The sequence below is a fragment of the Massilia sp. genome (assembly GCF_046293535.1).
Taxonomy (GTDB): domain Bacteria; phylum Pseudomonadota; class Gammaproteobacteria; order Burkholderiales; family Burkholderiaceae_D; genus Telluria.
The window spans coordinates 48199-68308 of sequence record NZ_JBKBOV010000005.1 but is presented as its reverse complement, the minus strand read 5'-3'; the positions used below and the strand labels follow the sequence as shown (position 1 = coordinate 68308).

Here is a 20110-nt window from a genome sequence, read left to right as displayed (position 1 = left end):
CCCAGTTGTCTCTCTCACTTGTGATCGAACTGGTATCATTCGCGTTTTCCGGACCCTGGCCCGCACTTTTTCAGCGGCGCGCCCGTCCCCACCCTACAGAACATCAAGAATGAACACACAGCCTCCATTGCCTGGTTTCTTCGGCCGGCTTTCGATCGCCTTCGGCAGCTTCTTCAAATCGCTCGGCGATGCCGAGTTCGCCGCGCGCGTGCGCGATGACGGCGTCGGCCCTGCCGTGGTTCCCACGCCGGCGCCAACGCCTGCGCCGACGCCCGCGCCCACCATGGCGCCCACCCCGGCGCCGACGCCTGCGCCAACGCCTGCGCCGCTGCGCGCCCCGAGCGCCGAATCGGCCCTACAGCTGCTGAGCCTGCTCCAGCGCGAAGCCCGCCTGATCGACTTCACCCAGGAAGACCTGAGCGCCTATTCGGATGCCGACATCGGCGCCGCCGCCCGCGTCGTGCACGAAGGCTGCGCGCGCGTGCTGCGCGAGCACTTCACCATCGAGCCGGTGCGCAGCGAAGCCGAAGGCGCGCGCGTCACGCTGGAAGAAGGCTTCGACGCCGCCAGCGTGCGCCTGACCGGCAACGTGGTCGGCCAGGCCCCCTTCAAGGGCACCCTGTCGCACCGCGGCTGGCGCGCTACCAAGGTCCAGCTGCCGCAGCTGGCCGAGAAGCACGACGCGCGCGTGCTGGCACCGGCGGAGGTGGAACTGTGAGCGATCCACGCTATGCCATCGGCATCGACCTTGGCACCACCCATAGCGCCCTCTCGTATGTCGACCTGCAGGCCAGCGACGGCGAGAAGACCGTCGACGGCATCCTGCCCGTTCCCCAGCTGAGCGGCCCGGGCACCGTCGAGGCGCTGCCGCTGCTGCCCTCCTTCCTCTACCTGCCGCACCCGGACGAGCTGGCCGCGGGCGAAACCGCGCTGCCCTGGAGCGCGGGCGGCGAAGGCTTCATTGCCGGCGAAATGGCGCGCAGCCGCGGCGCCACCACCCCGATCCGCCTGGTGTCCTCGGCCAAGAGCTGGCTGAGCCACCCGAGCGTGGACCGCCGCGCCGCCATCCTGCCGCACGACGCGCCTGAAGAAGTCACGCGCGTCTCGCCTCTGGAAGCCTCGACCCGCTACCTGGCGCACCTGCGCCAGGCCTGGAACGCGGCGCACCCGGAGGCGCCCTTCGACCAGCAGCAGGTCACCGTCACGATTCCCGCTTCGTTCGACCCGGGCGCGCGCGAACTCACCGCCGAAGCGGCGCGCAACGCCGGCATCAACCCTACCCTGCTGGAAGAGCCGCAGGCCGCCCTGTACAGCTGGATCCAGGGAAGCAAGGGCAGCTGGCGCAAGCAGGTCAAGGCCGGCGACATCGTGCTGGTCGTCGACGTGGGCGGCGGCACCAGCGACTTCTCGCTGATCGCCATCCTCGAACGCGACGGCAAGCTGGAGCCGCACCGCGTGGCCGTGGGCGACCACATCCTGCTGGGCGGCGACAACATGGACCTGGCCCTGGCCCACTTCGTGGCGCGCAAGCTCCAGGCGAACGGCACCCAGCTCGATGCCTGGCAAATGCGCGCCCTCACCTACGGCTGCCGCAGCGCCAAGGAACACCTGCTGGCCGACGCCGACGCCACCGTGTGGCCGATCGTGGTGCCGAGCCGCGGCTCGAAACTCATCGGCGGTTCGATCCGCACCGAACTCACGCGCGACGAAGTGACCGCCTTCATCACCGACGGCTTCTTCCCGCGCGTGGAAGCGTCCGCACGTCCTGCCACCCGCACCCGCGCCGGCCTGACCCAGGTCGGCCTGCCCTACGCGCAGGATGCCGCCATCACCAAGCACCTGGCGGCCTTCCTGGCGCGCCAGGTCGGCGCCACCGCCGAGCTGGAAGGCTTCGCAGGACGCGTGAACGCCGAGCACCGCGACGGCGGACCGACTTTCCTGCACCCGAGCGCGGTGCTGTTCAACGGCGGCGCGTTCAAATCGAACATCCTGGCCCAGCGCGTGATGGACACCATCAACGACTGGCTCTACATGGAAGGCGCGGAACCGGCGCGCATGCTCGAAGGCGCCGACCTGGATCTTGCGGTGGCGCGCGGCGCCGCCTACTTCAGCTACGCGCGCCGTGGCGGCGGCGTGCGCATCCGCGGCGGCACGGCCCGTTCCTACTACGTCGGCGTGGAATCCTCGATGCCGGCCATCCCCGGCATGGAGCCGCCGATCGAAGCCCTGTGCGTGGCACCCTTCGGCATGGAAGAAGGCAGCGAACTCGAGCTGCCGGGCCAGGAATTCGGCCTGGTGGTGGGCGAGCCGGTCACCTTCCGCTTCTTCGGCTCCACCACGCGCCGCCAGGACCGCATCGGCGAGGTGCTCGAGTTCTGGGGGCCGGACGAGCTGCAGGAGATGAACGAAATCCAGGCCACGCTGCCGGCCGAGGGCCGCGTGGCGGGCGACGTGGTGCAGGTCAAGCTGCACGCGCTGGCCACCGACGCCGGCACGCTGGAACTGGCCGCGGTATCGCGCGAAGGCCAACGCTGGAAGATCGAGTTCGACGTCCGCAACGCGCCCGACCAGCAGTGACCCTGCGGTGAATCAGTACCTCGTCAGCATCGACCTGGGCACCACCAACACGGTGCTCGCTTACGCCCTGCCCGGCGCGGGGCAGGTCGAGCTGCTGGCCATCGAGCAGCTGGTGGCGCCCGGCGAAGTCGCCGGCTCGCCACTGCTGCCCTCGATGCGCTACCACCCCGCCGAGGGCGAACTGGCCCCCGGCGAACTCCAGCTCCCCTGGCTCCAGCAAGACCCGGCCGGCGTCGATCGCGTCGCCGTGGGTCGCCTGGCGCGCCTGCTCGGCGCGCAAACGCCAGGACGGCTGGTGGCCAGCGCCAAGAGCTGGCTGTCGCATGCGGGCGTGGACCGCATGGCCGCCATCCTGCCCTGGGGCGCCGAGGATGCCGACGTGGCGAAAGTGTCGCCGGTTGCGGCCAGCGCCAGCTACCTGGCGCACCTGCGCGCGGCCTGGAACGCGCGCTTCCCCGAGGCGCTACTGGAGCGCCAGCAGATCGTGCTTACCGTGCCTGCCTCGTTCGACGAAGGCGCGCGCGCGCTCACGCTCGAAGCGGCGCGCATGGCCGGCCTGCCGGAGCTGCGCCTGCTGGAAGAACCCCAGGCCGCCCTCTACGACTGGCTATACCGCCACCGCGCCAGCCTGGCCCGGGACCTGGCGGGCGCCCGCCTGGTGCTGGTGGCCGACGTCGGCGGCGGCACCACCGACTTCAGCCTGGTCAAGGTCGAACTGGAAGACGGCGGCCAGCCCAAGCTCACCCGTATCGGCGTCGGCAACCACCTGATCCTCGGCGGCGACAACATGGACCTGGCGCTGGCGCACCTGGCCGAGTCGCGCCTGGGCAATCCCGAACGCCTGTCCGCCAGCCGTCTGGCGCAGTTGACGGAACGCTGCCGCGCGGCGAAGGAACAGCTGCTGGCGCCCGACGCGCCGGGACAGGTGAACGTGACCCTGCTGGGCAGCGGCTCACGCCTGGTCGGCGGCAGCCGCTCGGCCACCATTACGCGCGAGGATGTGCAGCGCATCGTGCTCGACGGCTTCCTGCCGCCGAACGAGGCGCAGGAGCCGGCCAAGCGCGCCAGAACCGGCATCGTCGAATTCGGCCTGCCCTATGCGAGCGATCCGGCGATCACGCGCCACCTCGCCGGCTTCCTGCGCCAGCATGCGCAGGCGGCGCGCGAAGCGCTCGGCCTGGAAGACGACGGCAGCCTTCCGGTGCCCGACACCCTGCTGCTCAACGGCGGCGTGTTCCGCGGCGCGGCGCTGGCGCAGCGCCTGGCCGGCGTGCTCGCGCAGTGGCGCGGCGCGCCGGTAAACGTGCTGCACAGCGAGGACCCGGACGTGGCCGTCGCGCGCGGCGGCGTCGCCTATTCGCTGGCGCGCGCGGGCCAGGCGCCGAGCATCGAAAGCGGCTCGGCGCGCAACTACTACCTGCTGCTGGACGCGCAGCAGTCCGGCGACACGCTGCGCGCGGTCTGCCTGCTGCCGCGCGGCGCGCCCGCCGGTGAAGAAGTCCGCCTGGCGGGCCGCAGCTTCGCCCTGCGCCTGGGGCGGCCGGTTCGCTTCCACCTGGTTTCCATGACCGCCGACCCGGGCGGCGTCCTGCCGCGGCCGGGCGAGCTGTTCGACCTGCCTGCCGCCGACATCGTGCGCCTGCCCGCGATCTCGACGGTCCTGCGCAGCAAGCGCAGCACCGACATTCCAGTGCAGCTGGCCACGGTGCTGCTTGAAGTCGGCACGCTGGAGGTCTCCTGCGTGGCGGAAGACGATCCGTCGCAGCGCTGGCGCCTCGAATTCCAGCTGCGCGGGCACGACGACGAAGATACGGCCGAAGAAGCATCCTTGCCGGCGGAACTGGACGATGCCATCGCGCGCATCGACCGCATCTTCGGCAACCGTTCGCAGCAGGTCGACCCGCGCGAGGTGCGCCAGCTGCGCGCTTCGCTCGAACACCTGCTGGGCGGGCGCGAGCGCTGGACCACGCCGCTGCTGCGCCGCCTGTTCGACGCCCTGCTGGCGCGCGCCAAAGGCCGCCGCCGCTCCGCCGAGCACGAACGCGTCTGGCTGAACCTGGCTGGCTACTGCCTGCGTCCCGGTTTCGGCCACCCGCTCGACGAATGGCGCATCGAGCAGCTGTGGGCGATGTTCGAGACCGGGGTCCAGTACCACAAGGACAGCCAGGTGCGCGCCGAATGGTGGACGCTGTGGCGGCGCGTGGCCGGCGGCCTCTCGCTCGATGCGCAGCTGCGCCTGCTCGACGACTTCGCCTTCAACCTGCAGGCCGACGAAGCCGAGCGCGGCCGCCGTCCGCTCACGCTGGTGGACGGCAGCGAGGACGACATGCTGCGCGTCGGCGCCTCGCTGGAGCGCATCCCGTCCGCCTACAAGGCCGAGATCGGCGACTGGCTCGTGAAGCAGATCATGGAGATGCCGGGCGGCGCCAAGATCGACGCGCGCGCCGCGGCGCGCTACGGACGCTACCTGTGGGCCCTGGGACGCGTCGGCGCGCGCCAGTCCTTCCACGGCGCCGCCCACGAGGTGGCGCCCAGCGCTTCCGCCGAATCCTGGCTCGGCCGGCTCCTGCAGCTCGACTGGAAAAAGATCGAGCCGGCCGGCTTTGCCGCCGCCCACATCGCCCGCATGACCGGCGACCGCTCGCGCGACATCGGCCAGGCCGTGCGTGACGAGGTGCTGCGGCGCCTGTCGTCCAGCGGGGCGCCGGCCAGTTGGTCGGCCATGGTGCGCGAGGTGGTCGAACTCGACCAGGCGGTCGAAACCCGCATGCTGGGCGATGCGCTGCCGCCGGGCCTCAAGCTGCTGCGCTGAGCACATGCCTTTGTAGGGTGGGCGGCTCCACCCGCCCCGATGATCGGCCTGCGCCCATGCGCTTGCCCACCCTACGGGCGCGTCAACAAAACACGAAATCCTCATTCGACTTCGGCAGCGCGCACATCACACCGCGCAAGCCGACCCATGCAAACCCCACGACGGGAACCAGCAGCAACCAGAACGCAGACATGATCGACTCCTTCAGTTCAGCCTGATTTCGCACACCCGTGCGAAATTACTTCAAAAAAAGGGACAGGCCTGGCCCGTCCCGCTTCGCTACCGCATCACTCCAGATCGTTGAAGCTCTTGTACGTCGAGATCAGGCGGTTGAATGCCCGCTGCGCCCGCCGCGGCACCGCGTTCTCGCGCAGGAAGCGCGCGTCGTGCATCACGCCGATAGCCAGGCTGTAGATCTCGAACACCAGCTGCTCGGGTTCGGTGTCGGGCCGCAGGTGCCCGGCTTCCATCGCCTGCAGCACCGTTTTGCGCAGCGACCCGCGCCAACGCGTCACCCCGGCCTCGATGCGGTCGCGCAGCGGCCCGGGCACGTCGTCGAACTCGAAGGCGCCGGCCGTGTACAGGCAGCCCCCGCGCGCCGTCTCGTTGCCGATCTTCTTCAGCCACAGCTCGACCTGCATCGTCAGGCGTGGCAAGCCCTTGGCCACGCCCAGCGCCGGCGCGAACACCTCCTCGGAAAAACGGCGGTCGTACTCGTCCAGCACCGCCGCCTGCAAGGCTTCGAGCGAGCCGACGCGCGAGAACACGCCGCTCTTGCTGATGCCGGTGCGCTTGGACAGCTCGCCCAGCGACACCTTGCCGATGCCCTCGGCGGCCGCCATGTCGTAGGCGGCTGCGAGGATCGTCGCGTAGGTGGCTTCGCTTTTGGCAGTGGCATTCATGCGATCACTTTAGCACAGGTGTGCGAAACAACAAGAACTTTCTGCTCGAACGCCGTTTCTTTCCGTCGAGCTAGCGAATGCCCTTCCTTGCCAATCATGGCTACCATCGTTGCGCCAGATGAGGCCAGCAGGAGTAGAACCCTTACTTTCAGGAGAAAACGATGGATTCGGATAAGGAGCAAGCCGGTGAAACCGTGGAGCCTTCGCGGCGCCGCTTCGTGAGCACCGTTGCAACAAGCCTGGCGGCCGGCGCCGCCGCCGTTCCCGCGATGGCCCAGCAATCCGCTACGGCCGCCGCCAGCCAGCCGCCGCCCGGCCGCGCCCGCGAAGCCGCGATGCGCTATCCGGCGCCGCCCTTTCCCAAGCAGGAGCAGCCCTGGCCGGGCCTGGCCAGCAAGATGACGTCGCGGCCCGACCACGGCGAAACCAGCTACCGCGGCAGCGGACGCCTGGCAGGACGCAAGGCCCTGGTGACCGGCGGCGACTCCGGCATCGGCCGCGCCGCGGTGATCGCGTTTGCCCGCGAAGGCGCGGACGTGGCCATCAACTACCTGCCGGCCGAGGAGCCGGACGCCCAGGAAGTGCTGCAGCTGATCCGGCAGGCCGGCCGCAAGGCGGTCGCGATTCCTGGCGACATCCGCGACGAGGCCGTCTGCCGCAAGCTGGTGGACGAAGCCGCGCGCCAGCTGGGCGGGCTCGACATCCTGGTCAACAATGCCTCGCGCCAGAAGTCGGCGCAATCGATCCAGGACATCTCGACCGCCGATTTCGACTGGACCATGAAGACCAATGTGTATGCGATGTTCTGGATCACCAAGGCGGCCCTGCCCCACCTCAGGCCCGGCAGCTGCATCATCAACACCGCTTCGCAGCAGGCCTACGATCCGTCGGAGAACCTGCTGGACTATGCGATGAGCAAGGCGGCCGAGGTGGCGATGACCAAGTCGCTGGCCAAGCAGCTGGCCTCGAAAGGGATCCGGGTGAATGCGGTGGCGCCGGGGCCGGTATGGACGCCCCTGCAGGTGTCGGGCGGCCAGACGCAGGAGAACCTGAAGAGTTTTGGCGGCGATACGCCGATGAAGCGGCCGGGCCAGCCGGCCGAGCTGGCGGCGACCTACGTCGCGCTGGCCTCGGACGAGTCGAGCTACACCACCGCGCACGTCTACGGCGTGTCGGGCGGGGGCGGCAACCCCTGAAGGGGTCCTGAGACTGGCGCGCGGGCCGGGGCCAGCCCGCGCGCTGCGCCCCGGTTCAGCGGCGGCCGAACCAGCTCAGACGGGCGAAAAAGGAACTGAACGAACGAGTCGGAATGCGTTTGCTGAACAGGCCGGTGTAGTTGCAGCGCGAATTGACGGTCATTTGTTTTGTCTCCGAAACATTACTTGGCACAATAACCACGTTGCAATTACTGTTCTGTGCGCCAACTCGCTTAGCGCGCAGGCGCATCTTTCCATCCGCGCGCGCCCCTGCACGATTGCGCCATATCATGCGGCCAGCAGGGCGGCGTTCTACCCTGCTTCGTGGCCAACCAAGGACCCAAGGAGGTATGTGATGAGCTACGCAGATCGCGACAAATACGGCATGTACAGGAATACCCGCAGCACCGGTCCCGGGCCTGCGCTGATGGGCGCCGACACCTTGATCGGAGACAGCGTCGTCAACGCGCAGGAGGAAGACCTCGGCGACATCAAGGAAATCATGCTCGACATGCAGACCGGCCAGGTCGCCTATGCGGTGCTGGCCTTCGGCGGCTTTCTCGGCATGGGCGAAAAGCTGTTCGCCGTGCCGTGGCAGGCCCTGCACCTGGACACCGTGAACAAGCGCATGGTGCTCAACGTGGACAAGGAAAGGCTGAAGAACGCGCCCGGCTTCGACAAGGACGCCTGGCCGGACATGAGCGACGTGGGCTGGGCCGGCGGCATCCACAGCTTCTACGGCACCGACCCGCAGCGTTCCGGCGCGCCCAGCATGGGGCCGGGTGCGACGATGGGCGGCATGAGCGGCGGCACGACGGCCGGCTCGGCAATGGGCAGCGGCATGGGTTCCAGCATGGGCGCGGGGTCGGCCGGCAGTACCGGCGGCGCCGGCAGCAGCCTGGGCGCCAGCGTCGGCTCGGGCAGCCTGCATGGCGACTCCTACGGCGTCGGCGGCAGCGCCGACCCGCGGCCCGGGCATGATGGCGACGACAAGGACCTGAGCCGGATTCGCGGCAGCAATATCGGCTAACAGCTAGGGTGGACGGCTTTGCCGTCCGCGCGTCCAATGCACGTATGCATTCACGAAACGTGATTAATACCGGCTCGAGCCACTTGATTAATCACGCAATGTGAATATTCAAATGAAGTTCGAACGCGCGGTCGGCGGAGCCGACCACCCTGCTACTGCCCTTACCGGATCATCGACTCCCACACCTTCTGCAGGCGCTTGGCCGACACCGGCATCGGCGTCCTCAGCTCCTGCGCGAACAGCGACACCCGCAGTTCCTCCAGCATCCAGCGGAACTCCACCATGCGCGGATCGTTGTTCTTGCCGGCCTGGTTCTTGAGCGTGCGCTGGAACTGGCTGGCCGCGTTCTGCCACTCCGCCATCAGCTGCGCATCGCGCGACGGGTTACCGCGCAGCTTCTCGATGCGCACATTGATCGCCTTCAGGTAGCGCGGGAAGTGCGCCAGCTGGCTGTACTCGTTGTCGGCGATGAAGCGCTTGTGGATCAGGCCCTGCAGCTGCGACTGAATATCCTGCTGCACCGCCGGCGGCAGGCTCTGGATGCGCTTCGGCATGCCGTGGAATTCCGCCAGGATCGCCCCCGCCAGGCGCGCGATTTCGTTGATCAAGAGGCCGATGCGGCCCTTGCCTTCGTCCTTGCGCTTGTTGAATTCGCCCGAGTTGACCGGCAGCGGATCCTGCAGGCAGGCGATGTCGATCGCCTTGGCGATGATCTGGTCGCGCAGGTCTTCCTGCGTGCCCACGCTCATGAACTGCATGCCCATGCCCTGCAGGCCCGGGATGTTCTTCTCGGCGAACTTGAGCTGGTCCTTCAGCTGCAGCGCGAACAGGCGGCGCAGGCCGACGCGGTGGGTGCGCGCCGCCACGTTCGGGTCGTCGAAGACTTCCAGGTCGCAGTGCGTGCCCTTGTCCACTAGCGCCGGGAAGCCGATCAGGGTCAGCTTGCCCTGGGTGATCTCCAGCAGTTCCGGCAGCTCGCCGAAGCTCCAGGTGGTGAGGCCCGCGTGCTGCACCGCGCCCGCCGCGCCCGCCGCGGGAGCGGCAGCCGAGACGGCAGGCTTGGTCACCGGCGCATTGCCCTTGCCCTTGGCGGGAACGGGCGCGGGCGCGGCGGCGGCCTGCAGCTTGGCCGGCGCCGCCGCCGGCGTGGCTTCCGCCATCTTCTGGAAGCTCTGGCGCGCCTGGCCGCCCAGTTCGGCCTGCAGGGTCGCCAGGTTGCGGCCCATGTCGAGCTGGCGCCCGTGCTCGTCGATCACCTTGAAGTTCATGAATAGGTGCGCCGGCAGGGTCTCGAGCTTGAAGTCGGTGGTGAGCACGCGCGCGCTGGTGTGCGCGTGGATGTCGTCGATCAGGGCGTCGACCAGGTCGCCCTTGGCGAAGCGCAGCGGGTCCTGGTGGCGCTCGAAGAAGTTGGCCGCGTACTCCGGCAGCGGCACGCAATGGCGGCGCAGCTTCTGCGGCAGCGATTTGAGCAGCAGGTGCACCTTTTCCTTGAGCATGCCCGGCACCAGCCAGCCGGCGCGCTCCTGGGGAATCTGGTTGAGCGCGAACAGCGGCACCGTCAGCGTCACGCCGTCGCGCGGGCTGCCCGGCTCGAAGTGATAGGTCAGGCCCATCTCGATGCCGGTGACGTTCATCGCCTTCGGGAACAGCTCGGTGGTGACGCCGGCCGCCTCGTGGCGCATCAGCTCTTCGCGGTTCAGGAACAGGAGCTTGGGGTTGTCGCGCGCGGCGTCCTTGTACCACTTCTCGAACCCCGCGCCGTTCACCACCGTGTGCGGGATCTCCTTGTCGTAGAAGGCATGGATCAGCTGCTCGTCCACCAGCACGTCCAGGCGGCGCGACTTGTGCTCGAGGTTCTCGATCTCGCGCACCAGCTTGTGGTTGTGCGCATAGAACGGGGCGCGGGTCTCGTAGTCGCCGGCCACCAGAGCGTCGCGGATGAAGATCTCGCGTGCTTCAACCGGATTGTGCTGGCTGTAGTTGATGCGGCGGTTGCTGTACACGACGATGCCGTACAGGGTGGCGCGCTCGAGCGCCGTCACCTGGGCCTGGCGCTTCTCCCAGCGCGGTTCGCCCCAGGATTTCTTGAGCAGGTGCGCGCCGATCTTCTCCACCCATTCCGGCTGGATCTGCGCGATGGTGCGCGCGTACAGGCGCGCGGTCTCGACCAGTTCGGCCGCCATCACCCAGCGTCCCGGCTTCTTGGCCAGGTAGGAACCCGGCCAGATATGGAACTTGATGCCGCGCGCGCCCAGGAACACCGGCTCGTCCTCGGCCTTGAAGCCGATGTTCCCCAACAGGCCGGTAAGCAGGGCCATGTGCAGCTGGTCGTAGGTTGCGGGCGCGGCGTTCAGGCGCCAGCCCTGCTCGCGCGCCACCGTCAGCAGCTGCGAATGCACGTCGCGCCACTCGCGCAGGCGCAGCTGCGACAGGAAGTTGGCGCGGCAGTTCTCCTGCAGCTGGCGGTTCGACTTTTTATGCGCGATGGCGTCCTCGAACCAGGCCCAGATCTTGAGGTAGCTGAGGAATTCGGACTTCTCGTCGGCGAACTTCTTGTGCTTCTCGTCGGCCTGCTGCTGGTACTCGATCGGGCGGTCGCGCGGGTCTTGCGTCGACAGCGCCGAGGCCACGATCAGCATCTCGGTCAGGCAATCGTTGTCCACGGCCGCCAGGATCATGCGGCCCACGCGCGGGTCGAGCGGCAGCTTGGCCAGCTTCTTGCCGAGGGGAGTCAATGCATTGGTGTCGTCGACCGCCCCGACTTCCTGCAGCAACTGGTAGCCGTCGGCGATCGCGCGGCCCTGCGGCGGCTCGATGAAGGGGAAGGTCTCGACGTCGGTCAGGTGCAGCGACTTCATGCGCAGGATGACCGAGGCCAGCGAGGAACGCAGGATCTCCGGGTCCGCGAACTTCGGGCGCTTGTTGAAATCGTCTTCCTCGAACAGGCGGATGCAGACGCCGTCGGCCACGCGGCCGCAGCGGCCGGCGCGCTGGTTGGCCGAGGATTGCGCCACCGGCTCGATCTGCAGCTGCTCGACCTTGTTGCGGAAGCTGTAGCGCTTCACGCGCGCCAGGCCCGTGTCGACCACGTAGCGGATGCCCGGCACGGTCAGCGAGGTCTCGGCCACGTTGGTGGCCAGCACGATGCGGCGCGCGTTGGTGGTGCGGAACACGCGGTCCTGCTCCTCCACCGACAGGCGCGCGAACAGGGGCAGGATCTCGACGTGCGGCGGATGGTGCTTGCGCAGGCTTTCCGCGCAATCGCGGATCTCGCGCTCGCCGGGCAGGAACACCAGCACGTCACCCGGGCCGATGCGGCACAGCTCGTCGACCGCGTCGACCACCGCTTCCATCAGGTCGCGCTTTTCGCGCGCGACTTGCGCCTTACTTGACACATTCTGGGCCGGCTCGCCCGGCTTGGCATTGGCGCCCGTTACCGGATCCTTGTCGACCGGACGGTAGCGCACTTCCACCTTGTACAGGCGGCCCGAGACCTCGATGACGGGCGCGGGTTTGTCAAGCGTGCCGAAATGGCGCGCGAAGCGCTCGGCGTCGATGGTCGCCGAGGTGATGATCACCTTCAGGTCCGGACGGCGCGGCAGCAACTGCTTCAGGTAGCCGAGCAGGAAGTCGATGTTCAGGCTGCGCTCGTGCGCCTCGTCGATGATGATGGTGTCGTAGGCGCGCAGCAGCGGATCGGTTTGCGTCTCGGCCAGCAGGATACCGTCGGTCATCAGCTTGACCGAGGCGCCCTTCGAGAGCGTGTCGTTGAAGCGCACCTTGAAGCCCACGTGCTCGCCCAAGGGCGAACCGAGTTCGTGCGCGATGCGCTTGGCGGTGCTCGACGCGGCGATCCGGCGCGGCTGGGTGTGGCCGATCAGGCCCTGTTGACCGCGGCCCAGCTCCAGGCAGATCTTCGGCAGCTGGGTGGTCTTGCCGGAGCCGGTCTCGCCCGAGACGATCACCACCTGGTTCTCGCTCACCGCCTTCGCGATCTCGGCGCGGCGGCTTGAGACCGGCAGGTCTTCGGGGAAGGTGATGGGCGGGAGCGGGTTGCGCAAGGGCCTGCGCTCATCGTCGCGCGGCGCACGCTCGGCGCGCTCGCGCTGCGGCTTCGCGCCGCCCTGCTCCTGGCCGTTGTTGGTGCGCGGCGGCGGCGCGCGGCGCGGCCCGTTGTTCTCCCGCTTGGTCTGCAGTTCGCCGTCGCGCGTCTGCGTCATCGGTGCGCGCGTGTCGCCCTCCGGCTTGCGTGGCTTGGCGTCGGAAGGATTCTGGGAAGCGGCGCGCGCCTGCTGAGGCGAAGGCTTGTTACTGTGTTCAGACATTGATTTTTACAAGGTATTTGGTGCGCACAACGCGCAGCGAATTATAATGCGGCAAATGGAAAACCCTACCCAATTCGTCCAGTGGCTGCGCTCTGTCGCGCCATATATTCACACCTTCGGCGGCAAGACTTTCGTCGTCGCCTTCCCGGGCGAACTGGTCGCCGCCGGCGCCCTTCCGGTGCTGGCCCAGGACTTGTCCCTGCTGCTGGGACTCGGCATCCGCCTGGTGCTGGTGCACGGCTCGCGTCCGCAGGTGGCGGAGCAGCTCGCCCTGCGTAATGTCGAAGGCCGCTTCCATAACGGCGTCCGGATCACCGACCCCGCGGCGCTCGAGTGCGCGAAGGAAGCCGCCGGCGAATTGCGTCTCGACATCGAAGCCGCCTTCAGCCAGGGCTTGCCGAACACCCCGATGTCGCACGCCCAGATCAGCATCGTCTCGGGCAACTTCGTCGTGGCCCGTCCGCTCGGCGTGATCGACGGCGTCGACTTCGAACTCACCGGCGTGACCCGCAAGATCATGGCCGAGAAGATGCATCCGATCCTGCAGACCGAGGACAGCCTGGTGCTGCTGTCGCCGCTGGGTTTCTCGCCCACCGGCGAGATCTTCAACCTGACCATGGAAGACGTGGCCGCCTCGGCCGCGATCGCCCTGAAGGCCGACAAGCTGATCTTCATCACCGAGACCGGCATGATGAGCGACGTGGCCGGCACCGAGATCCGCGAACTGTCCTCGCACCAGGCCGAAGCCGTGCTGCAGGCCGGTTTCCTGCCGCCCGATTCCGCCTTTTACCTGCGCCACGCCATCAAGGCCTGCAACAGCGGCGTGGACCGCGCCCACATCGTGCCTTTCGAGATGGACGGCTCGGCCCTGCTCGAACTGTTCACCCACGACGGCGTCGGCACCATGATCAGCCACGAGAACCTGGAGAGCCTGCGCCAGGCCACAATTGAGGACGTCGGCGGAATTATCAAGCTCATCGAACCGCTGGAAGCCGACGGCACCCTGGTGTACCGCGGCCGCGAGCTGATCGAGCGCGAGATCGACCAGTTCTCGGTGATCGACCACGACGGCGTGATCTTCGGCTGCGCCGCGCTCTACCCCTTCCCGGAAGCGAAGATGGGCGAGATGGCCTGCCTGACGGTGAGCCCGGACGCCCAGACCCAGGGCGACGGCGAGCGCATCCTCAAGCACATCGAGAACCGCGCCCGTGCGGCCGGCCTCACCAAGCTGTTCGTGCTGACCACCCGCACAGCGCACTGGTTCAAGAAGCGCGGCTTCGTGCCGGCCTCGGTGGACGACCTGCCCAAGGACCGCCAGCACATGTATAACTGGCAGCGCCGGTCACAGGTTTTCATCAAGACTCTATAATGACGGCCTGACCCGCTTTCAGAGCACACTTAACAGGATTACAGGAGCAATACCATGGCCCGCACCGTCCAATGCATCAAACTGAACAAGGAAGCCGAAGGACTGGACTTCCCGCCGGTACCAGGCGAAATGGGCAAGAAGCTGTACCAGTCGGTCTCGAAAGAGGCCTGGCAGGCATGGCTGAAGCACCAGACCATGCTGATCAACGAAAACCGCCTGAACCTGGCGGACGACCGCGCGCGCAAGTACCTGGCGGCGCAGATGGAGCGTCACTTCTTCGGTGACGGCGCTGCCGACCAGGCGCAGGGCTACGTGCCGCCGGCGGCCTAAACGTATCGCTAAGCGTGCAGTCGTAGGGTGGGCAGGTTCCCTGCCCACGCGTTCAACAGTCGCCAGAACTACCGCGATATTTCAAGCGTCAGCTATCACCGCGTGGGCAGGAGACCTGCCCACCCTACGTAAGACATCACATCTTCACGCACTGGCGCAATTCGCAGCGCGCCATGAACACCTTCCCATCCTCGCAGCGCATCCGGTAAACCTCCACCGGCCCCGGCTCGGTCACCAGACCGGCGCCCTGCCCGCTCGTGCAGCCCTGCCCCTTCGCCAGCTTCTCGACCGTCGCCGACGATACGCCGACCCTGAAGGGCACGCGCTCGATCGGCGTGCCGTTCGGATCGAGCAAACCAGGGGCCGCCGGCTTCACGGCCGCCACAGGCGCCGGCGCCGGTTCCACCTTGCTCTCGAACAGCGTACAGCCGCCCAGCAGGACGGCCACCAGCAGCAGCGCGTGCTTCATCGTGCGTTTCTCCGCTTAGAAAGTCAGGGTCTTGACGCCTTCGGACGTGCCCAGCAGGCAGACGTTCGCGCCGGCCTTGGCGAACAGGCCGACCGCGATCACGCCGACGATCTGGTTGATCTGCTCTTCCATCGCGACCGGATCGGTGATCGACAGGCCGACCACGTCGATGATCTCGCCGCCGTTGTCGGTGATGAAGGCTTCCTCGCTGCCCGGTTTCAGGCGCAGACGCGGCTGGCCGCCCAGCGCCGCCAGCTGGCGCATCACCGAAGCGCGCGCCATCGGGATCACTTCCACCGGCAGCGGGAATTTGCCCAACGTTTCGACAAGTTTCGAACCGTCCGCGATGCACACGAATTTCTTCGCGACGGACGCCACGATCTTCTCGCGGGTCAGCGCCGCGCCGCCGCCCTTGATCATTGCGCCGCTGGCGGTGATCTCGTCCGCGCCGTCGATGTAGACCGCCATCGAGGTGACCTCGTTCAGGTCGAACACGGGGATGCCATGGCCGCGCAGGCGGCTGGCGGTGGCTTCGGACGAGGCCACGGCGCCCTTGATGCGGTCCTTGATCCTGGCCAGTTCATCGATGAAGAAGTTGGCCGTCGAGCCGGTGCCGACGCCGATGATTTCGCCGTCCACCACGTAATCGATCGCGGCGCGCGCCACGGCTTGCTTGAGTTCGTCCTGGGTCATGATACTGTCAGAGAGATGAAAAGGAAGCCGCCATTTTAACGGATCGCTCCGTTCACCCCTCGAAAACGACGCTTCGTCGCACGGTTTTACCAGTCAATGCATCATGCATTGCCAAGCTGATATTTGTAGCACACACTAACTGTTTCCGTAGGCAAAGAACTGCACAATGAAACTCTCGACGAAGAAGCGCTTGGCGATCGCCGCCGCGGTGATCGTGGTCGGCGGCGCGGCCGCCGCATGGTGGATGCCCAAGGGCGAGCCGAAAGTGCCGCCCTCGAAGTACCGCACCGCGCAAGTGGACGTGGGCGCCATCAACCAGACCGTCACCGCCACCGGGACCATCAACCCGGTCGCGCTGGTGAACGTCGGCTCGCAGGTGTCCGGCACCGTGGTCGAGCTCAATGCGGACTTCAACGACCGTGTGACCAAGGGCCAGGTGCTGCTCAAGCTCGACCCGACCATTTTCAACGCCCAGATCCGCCAGTACGAAGCCAGCCGCGCGTCCGCCATGGCCAACCTGAAGCTGGCCGAGGCCAACTACCAGCGCAACCAGCAACTGGTCACCCAGAGCTTCGTGTCCAGCACCGCGCTCGACCAGAGCCGGCGCGAGATGGACGTGGCCCGCGCCAACGTGCAGCTGGCCCAGGCCCAGCTCGACCGCGCCCGCGCGGACCTGAACAACAGCGTGATCCGCTCGCCGATCGACGGCGTGATCATCAAGCGCACCATCGATCTGGGCCAGACCGTGGCGGCCTCGTTCAACACGCCGAACCTGTTCCAGATCGCGCGCGACCTCACCAAGATGCAGATCGACACCAGCGTGTCGGAAGCCGACGTCGGCGCCCTCAAGGACGGCCTGCCGGCGCGCTTCGTCGTCGACGCCTACCCGGACCGCGAATTCCACGCCACCATGCGCCAGTTCCGCCTGGCCGCCAACGTGGTACAGAACGTCGTCACCTACAACGTCGTGCTCGACGTCGACAACCAGGACGAGATGCTCAAGCCCGGCATGACGGCCCAGGTGCGCCTGGTCGTGGCCAACCGCCCGAACGTGCTGCGCATCCCGACCACCGCCCTGCGCTTCCAGCTGCCGGAAGAGGAACAGGAAAAGCTGCGCAAGCAGGAACAGGAAAAGGCGGCCAAGGACGGCAAGGTCCGGCAAGTGGCGCAAAAAGCCGCGGCCCCGAGCCAGGACGACGACCTGGCCTTCCGCACCGCGAGCGAGACCGCGCGCCAGTACAAGGTGTACCGCCTGGATGCGAAGAACCAGCCGCAGCCGGTCGACATCCGCGTCGGCCTGTCGAACTTCCGCTATACCGAAGTGGTGTCCGGCGGCCTGAAGGCGGGCGACCAGGTCGTCACGCGCACGCTGGCGCAGCCGAAAGAGGACATGTGAGCACGAACCTGACTTCTTCGTTGATCGATATTCGCGGCGTCACCAAGACCTACGTCAGCGGCAGCGTCGAGACCCGCGTGCTGCACGGGATCGACCTGCAGGTGGCGCGCGGCGACTTCGTCTCCATCATGGGCCAGTCCGGTTCCGGCAAGTCGACCCTGATGAACATCCTCGGCTGCCTCGACCAGGCCACCGGCGGCACCTACCTGCTCGACGGCGCCGACACCCGTTCGCTGTCGCGCGCCCAGCTGGCCGACATCCGCAACCGCGCGATCGGCTTCGTGTTCCAGAGCTTTAACCTGATCAAGCGGATGAGCGTGGCCGAGAACGTGGCGCTGCCGCTGATCTACGCCGGCTGGAGCCGCGGCAAGGCGCGTGCGCGCGCCCTGCAGGAACTCGAGCGCGTCGGCCTCGGCGAATTGGGCAAGCGCACCCCGAGCCAGCTCTCCGGCGGGCAGCAGCAGCGCGTGGCGATCGCCCGTGCCCTGGCCACCGATCCGCCGCTGCTGCTGGCGGACGAACCGACCGGCAACCTCGACACCCAGACCAGCGACGACATCATGAACAGCTTCCGTGAGCTGAACAAGGAGCGTGGCATCACCATCGTGCTCGTCACCCACGAGGCCGACGTCGCCGCCTACAGCCACCGGCTGGTGCGCCTGAAGGATGGCCGGGTGCTGTACGACGGCCCGTCGCTGGATGGCCTGCGCCAGCTGAACGCCGCGCACATGAATCAACCCGAGGTGCCGGCATGAACTTCGTCCAGGTACTGATCGAATCCTTCCGCTCGATGGCGGCCAACCGCCTGCGCACCGCCCTGACCATGCTCGGCATCGTCATCGGCATCGCCTCGGTGGTCCTGCTGCTGGCCATCGGCGACAGCATGCAGCGCTTCATCGGCAAGGAACTGCAGCAGCTCGGCACCAACATGCTGTACGTGTTCCCCGGCGGCGACCGCACCACCGCCCAGCGCGCCCGCGCCGGCGCGGTGCCTTCGCTGTCGATCCAGGACGCCGCGGCGCTCAACGACTTGCCCAGCCTGACCGGCGCGGCGCCTGCGCTGCAGGGCAGCTTCAAGCTCAGCGCGGGCAACGAAAGCCTGAACAGCCAGGTGCACGGCGTGACCCCGGCCATGTTCAAGATCCGCAACTGGAAGCTCGACCAGGGCAACCTGTTCAGCGAGGCGGACGTGCGCGCATCGAGCCGCATGGTGGTGATCGGCCAGAAGGTGGCGGACCAGTTCTTCTACAAGGCCGACCCGCTCGGGCAATACATCCGCATCGAGAACGTCGCCTTCCAGGTGATCGGCGTGCTGGCCGGCGAAGGCAAGCAGATCGACGGCTCGGACATCTCGGAATTCGTGCTGATCCCGATCACGGCGGCCAGCGCCAACCTGATCAAGATGCCCTTCCCGCAGAACGTGCACTACATCGCGGCCCAGGGACGGCCCGACATGTCGCTCAAGGAGGCGGAAGAAGACGTCAAGGAAACCCTGCGCGCGCGCCACCGCATTCGCCTGGACAGCCCGGACGACTTCAAGGTGCAGAACATGGCCTCGTTCGCGGAAACCGCCAACACGATCAGTGGCGGCGTCGCCATGCTGCTCGGCCTGATCGGCGCGATCTCGCTGCTGGTGGGCGGGATCGGCATCATGAACATCATGCTGGTGTCGGTGACCGAGCGCACCCGGGAAATCGGCATCCGCATGGCGATCGGCGCGCGGCCGGGAGCGGTGCTGCTGCAGTTCCTGGCCGAGTCGGTGGTGATCTGCGTGGCCGGCGGCCTGGTGGGCGTGGCGATCGCGGCGGCCGGCGCGGCGGCGATCACCGCGACCGGCAAGTTCGACGTGTACCTGACCTTCCAGGGCGTGCTGGTGGCCTGCGGCTTTGCCACGGCGGTGGGGGTGTTCTTCGGTTTCTATCCGGCGCGCCGGGCTTCGCGGCTGTTGCCCGTGGATTGCCTGCGTTACGAGTAGCCATGAAGAAGTCGTACGTCCCCACCATGCGGCCTGGCGCGGCATTGGCGGCGCTGGTGGCGCTTGCCGCCAGTACCGCTGTCCCGGTGGCTGCGCGCGAACCGGCACCCGGAAAGGAGGGGCCGCCGGGCCTGCGACTGGACGAGCAGGCCCCGGTCCACGTCCATCGCAAGACCAACCGTGGCGACCTGCCCTACAAGCCCTTCTTCCTCATCCAGACCTATCTGCAATCGCTGCTGCCGCCGGAACCGCGCGTGATCGACTTGCTGGGCCGGGTCGAGTTCGTCGCCAAGAGCGAAGCGGAGAAAGACCTGTTCGCGCCGGATTCCTGGGCCGTCGCCATCGTCGGCGACGAACTCGACCAGGTGGTGCCGGTCCGCCGCGGCGGCTACTTCCTGCTGCCGAAGGTCAAGCTGGGCATGCTCGAACTGGGCACCATCATGTTCAACACCCAGACGCAAAAAGGGAAGATGAGCGTGGCGTGGAAGATCCGGGTGCCGGCCGCGCAAACGCTTGCCTATACCGAGTTCGGCAAGGCGCTCGAGGAAGTCGCCTCCGTCCAACGCGCCATTCCCACCTACCGCTACGACCTGCGCGAGATCCGGCGCCACGGCCACAACGCCCTGCGGGCCTGCTTCGTGGGCGGCCCGGGGCGCATCGAGGTCGATGGCCGGCCGGCCACGACGATTCCCGACGGCGCCTGCCAGGTCCTGAAGTACGATGCCGCCACCGCGCGCGCAGGCAAGGCGCAGATCGCCTTCGTGGGAAAACTGGACATTGTCACGCTCAAGGAAGTGATCAGGGGAGATTAGCCGCCCGGCCTCTTCCCCCGGGCTTGTCGTCCCTTCTGCTGCGATCGACAGCCCTCCCAGCCCGCGAAAACTTAGTTCATCGGCAAGTTTTCGTTTCCTCAATGCAACAATGTTCAAGATAATTTGATGCCCGATGTGCCGGCATGGCCCTTTAACGTTTATTCTTGAAGAAAAGTTCTGGAATACTTATTCTATAAATAAAACGTTTTCTGACTAGGGCA

At 67.3% G+C, this 20110-nt stretch carries 15 protein-coding genes; 11 read left to right on the top strand and 4 right to left on the bottom strand.

The genetic code is table 11. The annotated features are described in order from the left end of the window. Nucleotides 1-109 precede the first annotated feature (109 nt). Genes ACK4S9_RS04490 through ACK4S9_RS04480 form a run of 3 tightly spaced genes read left to right on the top strand, consistent with a single transcriptional unit; the run spans nt 110 to nt 5389 of the window. On the top strand, nt 110-718 hold the full coding sequence (locus ACK4S9_RS04490) for a DUF2760 domain-containing protein (protein ID WP_409722038.1): 609 nt from the start codon (nt 110-112) through the stop codon (nt 716-718). Continuing rightward, on the top strand, nt 715-2577 hold the full coding sequence (locus ACK4S9_RS04485; RefSeq protein ID WP_409722035.1) for an Hsp70 family protein: 1863 nt from the start codon (nt 715-717) through the stop codon (nt 2575-2577). Before ACK4S9_RS04490 ends, ACK4S9_RS04485 begins: the two co-directional genes overlap by 4 nt. 7 nt (nt 2578-2584) lie before the next feature. Continuing rightward, on the top strand, nt 2585-5389 hold the full coding sequence (locus ACK4S9_RS04480; protein ID WP_409722032.1) for an Hsp70 family protein: 2805 nt from the start codon (nt 2585-2587) through the stop codon (nt 5387-5389). Nucleotides 5390-5676: 287 nt separating this feature from the next. Here the strand turns inward: ACK4S9_RS04480 and ACK4S9_RS04475 are convergent, their stop codons facing one another. Next, nucleotides 5677-6291: a TetR/AcrR family transcriptional regulator gene (locus tag ACK4S9_RS04475; RefSeq protein WP_409722029.1), complete on the bottom strand. Its 615-nt coding sequence runs from the start codon at nt 6289-6291 to the stop codon at nt 5677-5679. 161 nt (nt 6292-6452) lie between these two features. Between ACK4S9_RS04475 and ACK4S9_RS04470 the strand changes: the two genes are divergently transcribed. Together ACK4S9_RS04470 and ACK4S9_RS04465 are read left to right on the top strand one after the other, a co-directional pair. Continuing rightward, complete coding sequence (locus ACK4S9_RS04470) at nt 6453-7487, top strand: SDR family oxidoreductase (RefSeq protein ID WP_409722026.1); 1035 nt, start codon at nt 6453-6455, stop codon at nt 7485-7487. A gap of 355 nt (nt 7488-7842) precedes the next feature. After that, nucleotides 7843-8517, top strand: coding sequence for a PRC-barrel domain-containing protein (locus ACK4S9_RS04465; protein WP_409722023.1), 675 nt, complete (start codon nt 7843-7845; stop codon nt 8515-8517). 161 nt (nt 8518-8678) lie between these two features. Here the strand turns inward: ACK4S9_RS04465 and hrpA are convergent, their stop codons facing one another. After that, a complete protein-coding gene (hrpA, locus tag ACK4S9_RS04460) occupies nt 8679-12845 on the bottom strand; it encodes an ATP-dependent RNA helicase HrpA (RefSeq protein ID WP_409722020.1) in 4167 nt (1388 codons plus the stop codon). 55 nt (nt 12846-12900) lie between these two features. On the opposite strand from hrpA, the gene argA reads away from it, so the two are divergent. Both argA and ACK4S9_RS04450 read left to right on the top strand, forming a co-directional pair. After that, nucleotides 12901-14214, top strand: a complete 1314-nt coding sequence (gene argA, locus ACK4S9_RS04455; RefSeq protein ID WP_409722017.1) for an amino-acid N-acetyltransferase — start codon at nt 12901-12903, stop codon at nt 14212-14214. A gap of 54 nt (nt 14215-14268) precedes the next feature. Then, nucleotides 14269-14544 carry an oxidative damage protection protein gene (locus ACK4S9_RS04450; protein WP_409722015.1) on the top strand — a complete coding sequence of 92 codons (276 nt, stop codon included), beginning with the start codon at nt 14269-14271 and terminating at the stop codon, nt 14542-14544. Between the two features lie 136 nt (nt 14545-14680). On the opposite strand, the gene ACK4S9_RS04445 is transcribed toward ACK4S9_RS04450, so the two are convergent. Together ACK4S9_RS04445 and rpiA are read right to left on the bottom strand one after the other, a co-directional pair. Beyond that, nucleotides 14681-15013 carry a hypothetical protein gene (locus ACK4S9_RS04445; RefSeq protein ID WP_409722013.1) on the bottom strand — a complete coding sequence of 111 codons (333 nt, stop codon included), beginning with the start codon at nt 15011-15013 and terminating at the stop codon, nt 14681-14683. A 15-nt stretch (nt 15014-15028) separates the two neighbouring features. Next, complete coding sequence (gene rpiA / locus ACK4S9_RS04440; protein WP_409722011.1) at nt 15029-15706, bottom strand: ribose-5-phosphate isomerase RpiA; 678 nt, start codon at nt 15704-15706, stop codon at nt 15029-15031. A 166-nt stretch (nt 15707-15872) separates the two neighbouring features. On the opposite strand from rpiA, the gene ACK4S9_RS04435 reads away from it, so the two are divergent. From ACK4S9_RS04435 to ACK4S9_RS04420, 4 genes are read left to right on the top strand one after another with little or no spacing between them, the layout of a single operon-like run. Continuing rightward, complete coding sequence (locus tag ACK4S9_RS04435) at nt 15873-17102, top strand: efflux RND transporter periplasmic adaptor subunit (protein ID WP_409722008.1); 1230 nt, start codon at nt 15873-15875, stop codon at nt 17100-17102. Further along, nucleotides 17099-17857: an ABC transporter ATP-binding protein gene (locus tag ACK4S9_RS04430; RefSeq protein ID WP_409722005.1), complete on the top strand. Its 759-nt coding sequence runs from the start codon at nt 17099-17101 to the stop codon at nt 17855-17857. Before ACK4S9_RS04435 ends, ACK4S9_RS04430 begins: the two co-directional genes overlap by 4 nt. Then, nucleotides 17854-19077, top strand: coding sequence for an ABC transporter permease (locus tag ACK4S9_RS04425; RefSeq protein ID WP_409722002.1), 1224 nt, complete (start codon nt 17854-17856; stop codon nt 19075-19077). The genes ACK4S9_RS04430 and ACK4S9_RS04425 overlap by 4 nt, the downstream gene beginning before the upstream one ends. Nucleotides 19078-19079: 2 nt before the next feature. After that, nucleotides 19080-19889 (top strand): hypothetical protein, encoded by an 810-nt coding sequence (locus ACK4S9_RS04420; protein ID WP_409721999.1) that lies wholly within the window; start codon nt 19080-19082, stop codon nt 19887-19889. The last annotated feature ends 221 nt before the right edge of the window (nt 19890-20110 follow it).